This is a genomic window from Catenulispora rubra (genome assembly GCF_015356825.1).
Classification (GTDB): Bacteria; Actinomycetota; Actinomycetes; order Streptomycetales; family Catenulisporaceae; genus Catenulispora; species Catenulispora rubra.
On record NZ_JAACYW010000035.1, the window covers coordinates 52,885 to 60,899 of the forward strand.

The window sequence follows — 8,015 nt, forward strand, 5'->3', positions numbered from 1 at the left end:
ACGCCCCCACGGCACCGCTGGTCAGGAATCGAGTCGATCGTGATCGCATCGGCATGCCGAGCCCGCGACGAGCCGCCGGGCCGCCGGATCCCGCGGCCGCCGCAGAACCTCCAGGAGCAGTGTTGAGCACATCCGTCCTACCGCAGCACCCGCAGGCACGTGACTTCCCCATGCTCCCGAGCACGCCGCCGGACAGCCTGCGCATCACCATCCAGGACACGCCGAAGGGCCCCGTCGTCGAGCTGACCGGCTACCTCGACCTGGCCACCACGCCGATGCTGAAGGCGGCCTGCACCGAGGTACTGCGCGGCTCCGCCGACCAGCGCATGGCCGCCGACCTGGAGCACGTGTCCTTCTGCGACTGCACGGGCCTGAACACGCTCCTGCACATCCACCGCCTGGCACAGAAGGGCGACGGCTGGCTGCGGCTCTGCGGGGCCGGGGCGACGTTCCACAAGGTGCTGCGCATCACGGGCCTGGCGCCGATGTTGCGCTGTTACGCCAGCGCCGCCGACGCGTTCAACGATGTGGCCCCGAGTCGCCACGCTGGGTCCCGGCCGTAGTCTGACTTGTTCTAAGCGGCCAACCTGACCCTGCAAGAAGTCGAGAGCGGCCTCAGGGGAGCGTGAGGGCCCTCCGGCTGTCGGCCTGCGAGTCTGGTCGCCACCGAGCCGGAAGGCCCTCACCTATTTCAGGACCGCACTAACTCACTGCACCACCGACCAAACGAACGTCGCGGTGCCGGAGACGCCCACGCTGTCCTTGGCCGTCACGGTCACGGTGTAGGTCCCCAGCGTGGTTCCGCTACCGGAGATGGTGCCGTTGTTGCTGATGGAGATGCCCGGGGGCAGTCCGGTTGCCGTGTAGCCGAGTGTCTGCGCGCTGTTCGAGTCCACGGCCTGCATGGCGAAGGACACTCCCGCGCCCTTCGGGCTGCTGTAGCCGAAGGGGTTGACCACGCCGACTGTTTCGGCGCCCGGGACGCCGGAGTTCGGTGTCACGTTGGCGCTGACCGCGGTGTTCGCCGTCGACACCCCCGCGTAGGAGGCGCCTGCGGCGACCTGGCCGGTCAGTGTGTTGGCCAGCGAGGTGGAGCCGGTCAGCGGCAGGTTGTTCGACGCGTCCCCGACCCGGATGGCATACGTCCCGGCCTGCGCCTCCCACTGGTTGTCCGTACCGGACCAGGAGGCCAGGTTGTGGACCGTCAGCGGGAAGCTGACCTGCGCGCTCTGCCCCGGATTGAGCATGACGCGCTGGAACCCGGCCAGCTGGTTCGGCGGGTCCTGACTGGCTGCCGGATCGCCGACATACAGCTGCGCCACCTCAGCCCCTGCCACAGATCCGGTGTTGGTGACCGTCGCGGTCACGGTGGCCTGGCCGTTGGCGTTGAACCCGCCGACCGCCAAGTTGGAGAAGGCAAACCTGGTGTACGACAGGCCGAACCCGAACGGGAACGCCGGGGTGATGTTCTGCGACTGGTACCAGCGATACCCGATGTTCACACCCTCGCTGTAGATCGGCCCGGTCGGCGTCCCCGGCCACTGCGCCGTGGTCTGCGCCGGAACCTGCGACAACGACGACGGGAACGTCACCGGCAACTTCCCAGACGGGTTCGCCTGGCCGAAGATCAGCGCCGCGACAGCCGCGCCGGTCTCGCCGCCGCCGTACCAGTTCTCGAAGACGCCGGCCACGTTGTTCAGCCATGGCATGACCACCGGCGAGCCGCTGTTGATCACCACGATGGTGTTCGGGTTCGCCGCAGCGACATCGTTGATCATCGTCTCGTCCGTAGCGGACAAGTTGAGCGTCTTCAGGTCGCTCTCCTCGCCCTCGGGCGCGTTGACGTAGATGATCGCGTCCGTCGCCGCCTGTGCCGCGGCCACGGCTTGCGGGATGTTCGTCGTCCCGTTGTCGTTGCCCTGCGTGTACGTGACCTTCACGTTCGGCCCGACCGCGTTCTGGATCCCGGTGATCGGCCAGATCGTGTTCGCGCTCGTCACGGTCCCGCTGCCGCCGCCGGCGATCTCGACGCCGGCGCCGCCGTCGGTGCCGATCACGGCGATGCTTTTCGCAGTGCTCGGATTCGGGTTCAGCGGCAGGATCCCGTTGTTCTTCAACAGGACCGTGCCCTCTTCACCGAGTTGCAGCGCGGTCTGCTGGTGCGCTGCGGAGGTGACCGTGTTGGACAGGGAGCCGCTGGCCGGGTTGTCGAACAGCCCGAAGGCGAACGCCTGGGTCAGGATCCTGCTGACGGCCGCGTTCACCGCGTACTGGCTCAGCGTCCCAGCCTTGATGGCGTTGGCCAGGTCGGTCGGGATCGAGCCGGGGAACGGCATCCCGATGTCCATGCCGCCGACCTCGGAGGCGACGTTGTTGTAGTCGCCGCCCCAGTCGGAGGTGATGTAGCCGCCGTAGTTCGCCGCGTTGTCGAGACCCTTGATCTGCATGTACGAGTTCTGACACGACGCGCTGCCGTTGACGACCGCGTAGGAGCACATGAACGAGGCCGGCGCGGACTGCGCGATGGTCGACTCGAACGGAGCCAGGTACAGCTCCTGCAACGCCTGGTTGCTCACGGTCTCGTTGTTGCCGCCGTTCGGGTACGTCTCCTGGTCGTAGGCCGCGACGTGCTTCACCATGGCCTGAACGCCCTGGCTCTGCAAGCCCTTCACCTGCGCCGAGGTGATCTGCCCGGCCAGGAACGGGTCCTCGCCGTACGTCTCATACGTCCGGCCCCAGCGTGGGTCGCGCACCATGTTCGTTGTCGGGCCGAGCGAGACGTTGACGCCCTTGCCCGCGAACTCGGCACCCATCGCGGTGCCCTCCTGCTGGATCAGCGCCGGGTCGAAGGTGGCCGCCGCGGACTCGCCGTCGGGATAGGCGGTGACCCCGCCGGTCCCGTCGCCGACACCGGTCGGGCCGTCCTGCATGTTCATCGGCGCGATGCACAGGTTGGGGATGCCGGCGACCTGGCCGATGTACGACGAGCCGCCGTCGCCGGAGAGCAGCGTGAACTCCTCGGACTGGTTCATCGTGTTCAGGATCTGCTGGACCCGCTGCGCGACCGGCGCGGTGGAGTTGACCCAGGGGCAGACGCCGTTGCCGCCGTTGCCGTTACCGCCGGAGAGCGGGGGCACGTAGGTCAGACCGTAGACGTCGAACTCCAAGATCGAGTCGCCCCACTGTGTCGCGCGCTTCGTCGCGTTCACCCGGATGTAGCGGGCGGTCGCCGAGAATGTGAACGACTCGCTCCCGCCGGTCGCGGTGGTCGTGGAGTAGACCGTGTTCCAGTTCGCGTTGTCGGTCGACACCTGGATCTGGAACGCCGAGGCGTAGGCGGCCTCCCAGGACAGCGCGGCGGCGCAGATCGAGGTCGGGGCACCGAGGTCGACTTCCAGCCACTGCGGGTCGCTGTACGCGCTCTCCCAGCGGGTACCGGGGTCGCCGTCGGTGGCTGCGGCGGCGAGGTTGCCGGTGGCGGAGTACGTCGAGGAGGCCGTGGTCGGCTGGCCGAGGGCGAGGTCCTGGTAGCCGCAGTACTGCGTCGGACCACCGCCTCCGCCGCCGCCGTTCGAGCCCTGGGCGAAGGACAGGAAGTGCAGGTTCCAGCCGCCCGCGTCCTGCTTCACGGTCAGCGTCTGAGCGCCGGCCGCCAACGTGACGCTCGCGGTGACCGTCGTCCAGGTCTGATACCCGCCGGTGGCGGGAACGGCGACCGCGCCGCTCAGATTGGCACCGGAGGAGTCAGCGATGTGCAGCGCGTCGCCGACCGCCGCCGGCGCGGACACCCGGAAGCTGACGGTGTAGATGCCGCTGGTGGCCACCTGAACCGTGTAGTTGAACCACTGTCCGGCGGTGGTCCAGCCCATGTCGTAGGCGCCGCCGGTTGGACTGGTGTCCTGGGTGTCGGCGGTGTTCTCCAGGTCGATGCCGTCAGTGCGGTAGCTGTTGGCAGTGCCATTGCCAGCCGCGGTGTTGTAGGCGACGCCCTGGCCGCCGGTGTCGTAGTTGGCGACCTGAACGGTGCCGGGCACCGGCGCGGGCGTTCCGCCGAACGGCTTGTCGCCACCGCCGCCACCGCCACCACTGGAGGTGAGAGTGAATGACATGTTGTGGAAGTTGAAACCGTTCGAGTCCTGCTTCACCGTCAGCGTCTGGGTACCGGCCGGCAGAACCAGGCTGGCGGTGACGGTGGTCCAGGTCTCATAACCGCCGGTGTTGGGGACGGCGACGGAGCCGGTGAGGTTCGCGCCGGAGGAGTCGGCAATGTGCAACGCGTCAGTGAGCCCATACGGCGAGGACAGCCGGAAGGCGACGCTGTAGGTACCGGCCGTGGCGACGTTGACCGTGTAGTTGAACCACTGCCCCGGCGTCGTCCAGCCAACGTCATAAGCACCACCGGCCGGGCTGGTGCCCACTGTGTCGGCGGTGGTCTCCAAATCGATGCCGTCGGCGCGGTAGCTGTTGGCGGTGCCGTTTCCGGCGGCGGTGTTGTAGGCGACACCTTGCCCGCCGGTGTCATAGTTCGCAGCTTCGACCAGACCCGGCAAAGCCGCCGCCGTCCCACCGAACGGCGTCCCGGCAGCGGCATGCGCCTCGCTGGGCAAACCCGCCAGCGACGCGGCGAACAACGCGCCTGCCGCCAGCAGGGTACGGAAAACCGGCCGTGGCCTGGACGACCGTGGTCGACCGCGTGCGGGCGTGGACCAGCGCGCGGGTGTGAGGAGCCTCATTGCTGTCCCTTCAGTCCCGGAAGATCCCACAGATGGCAGCAGCCATCGGCTGGTGCGTTATCCGTGCGACGTAATCAGGGAGGGCGCCCTCGTTCGGCTTGAATATTGCGCGCGGGTTAACCACTGTCAATGAAGAACCGGTTCCGGAACCGATCCCGGAACCGGATCCGTTACCGGTTCCGGGCGATCTCGACATCTCGGTGAGGCGGGCGGCGGCCCGCCTCACCCCCGGCGTCGGCTCAGACCTTGAACCGCACCACCTGCGGGTCGTGGTCGCTGGCCTGGTCGGAGAACTCGGCGTTGACGTGCACCACCTGGTAGCTCAGATCCTTGATCCCCCGGCTCACCAGGATGTGGTCGAGCACCTCGGAGACGCCGTCGTACACGTACGTGTACTGCTCGTTCGTCGGCAGGGTGCTGATCAGGTCGGTCAGGATCGACTGACCGCTGCCGTCGGAGGTGCCGGTGCGCAGGGCGCTCAGCGCCGGGCTGAACTGGTAGTCGTTCAGGTCGCCGAGGACGACCACGTCGGCCCTCTTGTCGACGTCCAGCAGCTTCTGCACGAAGTCGTGCTCGACCTGGGCCTGGCCGGCGCGCTGGACGGCCGAGGACTGGGCCGGGTACTGGAAGCGGCCGTCCTGGTTCTGGTCGCCGAGCTTGGCGACGAAGTGGTTGGCGATGACGAAGACGTCCTTGCCGCGGAACTCGAACTCGCCGACCAGCGGCTTGCGGCTGGAGGTCCAGACCGGGTTGGCGGGGTCGATGCGGCCCGGGGACAGGGTCAGGGCCGGGTCGCCGTGCCTGCTTGCCACCTGGGTGCCGGTAGTCGTGCGGTTCACGGTGGCGGGACCGGCGTCGACGAACTTCACGCGGGCCGGGTTGTACAGGAACACGGTGCGGATGTTGCCGCCGGGCTGGCCGCCGTCCTGGTCGTTGGCCGGGTCGATCTCGCGCCAGGCGTACTGCGGGCCGCCGGCCGCCACGATCGCCGCGGTCAGCTTGGTCAGGGTCTGGTCGGCGGCGACGGTGCCGTCGTCGGTGGCGCCGCTGTTGTCCTGGACCTCCTCGACCGAGACCACGTCCGGGGCGGCGAGGTTGGTGACGATGCCGGCGCCGAGGCGCTGGAACTTGGCGTCCGGGTCCGACGGGGCCAGGTTCTCCACGTTGTACGTGGCCACCGACAGTTCCTTGGCCGGGTCCGCGGCGGCGACGACCGGGGCCAGGTGGTTGTTCTGCACGGTGCCCAGCGTCGCGGCCGCGACGAGGAAGCCGCCGTACTGCGAGTAGTCCAGCGGGCCGACGGTGGCGCCGGTGAGGACGTCGCCGACGTTCACGTGCGGGTTGCTGCCGTCGGTGGCGACGACCTCCAGGCGGCCGGAGGGGTACTGGTTCTCGCCGAGGAGTTCCGAGCCGCCGCGGTAGGTGGCGGCCTCGGTCGGCTTCACGGTCACGTACTGCTCGCCGTACTTGTCGGACGGGCCGACCACGCGCGCGTCGTCCACCTCGACCCGCATGCCCTGGATCGAGCGGTAGAAGTCGAGCACCGAGCGGGTCGGGACGACCGGGGTGCTCTCGATGTTCGCGCCGCCCAGGTTCGGGGCGTAGGTCGCGGGGACGTTCGCCGCCGACAGCACGATCGGGGCCGGGAGCGCGTTGCCGCTGCTGACCTTGGTGACGGTCGCGGTGCCGATCTCGGTGACCGACAGGTTCGAGGTGCTGGCGACGGTGTCGCCGGAGGACAGCGGGTAGTAGGACTGCGCCTTGCCGGAGACCAGCACGGAGTCGCCGACCGCGACGGTCGGGGCGGAGCCGGTGTAGACGAACAGCGCCTCGCTGGTCGCGGGGTTGGCGTCCGGGCTCGGGTCCTGGATCCAGAAGCCCTTCGAGCCGCTGGTGCGCAGCGCCGTCACGATGCCCGGCACGTTGGTCACGCTCTGGCCGTTGACCGGCGAGACCCAGCCGGCGCCCTGGATGTCGTGGATGCGCAGCGGACCGGGCTCCGGGGTGCCGCCGCCGGTGCCGCCGGTGCCGCCGGGGGTCGGCGTCGGGGCGCCGGCGGTGAAGTCGGCGCCGTTCTGGTCGGTGTCCGTGCCGGCGGCGTCGCGCGCCACCGAGGTGGTGTTGGACGCGGCCGGGGCGTCGGCGGAGCCCTCGTGGACGACCGCGGTGCCGTAGCCGACCAGGTCCTTGATGCTGGTGTCGGCGGCGCAGTCGGCGGCGGTCTTGCAGGTGAGGGAGGTCTGCGAGGTGACCAGCGCCACCGTCCCGGAGGTGCCGCTGAGGTTGATCGCGCCGGTGGCGTCCGGCGTCGGCAGGTCGGCGGTGCCGCCGGTCCCCGCGGCCTCGGCGACCAGGTAGGTCTTACCGGGGGCGATGCTGCCGCTCAGGTTGGTGACCTGCCACGTCGTGGCGGCACCGGGCGCGGCCGATATGTACTGCACCGACCACGAGGCCAGCGAGACCGGCGCGGTGCCGTCGTTCCGCAGCTCGATGAAGTCGTTCTTCAGCGTGGCGCCGGAGTTGCCGCCACCGCCGTAGACCTCGTTCACGACGACGTCGTTCGACACCGTCGCTTGCGCTGCGGGTAGTGCGAGCAGCGCGGCGACGGTGCTGGCCGAGATCGCGGCCGCGGCCAGTACACGAGTCCTTGACACAGGTTCTCCTCATCAGGGGTCTCAATCGGCACACAGTGTTCGGCATCTTCGCGAACCGTGAGCGTCCGGGACAAGGACAACAAGTACTGATAGGGGGTTGCCCGACAGGGGGGTTCGCCACTGCGCGTGGCGTCTGTTCTCAGCTGGTCGCAGGCGGTATCTGCTGCGCGCCCGGGCCCCAGTCGGAGATCCATTCGTGGCCGGCGTGCTTGTATATCGCCCAGTCGTTGATCCCCAGCGGATTGCCGAAGAGCTTGATCTCCTTGCGGGAGTCCTCCGCCGCGTAGCCGTTGACCCAGATCTGGCCGTGGACGAGCCAGTCGACCTGGGACGGGCTCAGCGACGACCGCCACCGCTCGGCGGCCGCCTCGCACGTGGCGGCCTGCTGTTCGGCGATGAGCTTCGCCTTGCCGGAGTCGGTCAGGATGTCGCAGGCCCCTGCGAAGTCGCCGGTGCCCACGGTGTGGAGGTAGCGCTGGACCGTGGCGCCCATGTGGTTGAGCGACGCCAGGAATCCGTATCCGCCGCCGCCGAGGACGACGACCGCGCCGAGGCCGGTCGCGAGCCACCGTTTCCGGCGCGAGGGGCGCGGTGTCGGGGGTTCGGGGACCGCGTCGGTCGGCGGTGG

The 8,015-nt window shown here is 69.1% G+C and carries 3 protein-coding genes and 1 pseudogene; 1 reads left to right on the top strand and 3 read right to left on the bottom strand.

Going from position 1 to position 8,015, the window contains the following annotated elements; genetic code table 11:
• The first annotated feature begins 122 nt into the window (after nt 1-122).
• Nucleotides 123-563, top strand: a complete 441-nt coding sequence (locus GWK61_RS12975; protein WP_194908596.1) for an STAS domain-containing protein — start codon at nt 123-125, stop codon at nt 561-563.
• Nucleotides 564-707: 144 nt separating this feature from the next.
• Here the strand turns inward: GWK61_RS12975 and GWK61_RS12980 are convergent, their stop codons facing one another.
• The 3 genes and pseudogenes from GWK61_RS12980 to GWK61_RS12990 form a co-directional block, all read right to left on the bottom strand.
• Nucleotides 708-4,607, bottom strand: a complete 3,900-nt coding sequence (locus GWK61_RS12980; protein ID WP_228562222.1) for a glycoside hydrolase family 3 C-terminal domain-containing protein — start codon at nt 4,605-4,607, stop codon at nt 708-710.
• A gap of 365 nt (nt 4,608-4,972) precedes the next feature.
• Nucleotides 4,973-7,387, bottom strand: a complete 2,415-nt coding sequence (locus GWK61_RS12985) for a DUF8508 domain-containing protein (protein WP_194908598.1) — start codon at nt 7,385-7,387, stop codon at nt 4,973-4,975.
• A 139-nt stretch (nt 7,388-7,526) separates the two neighbouring features.
• A pseudogene (locus tag GWK61_RS12990) lies at nt 7,527-8,015 on the bottom strand (hypothetical protein); the annotation flags it as partial.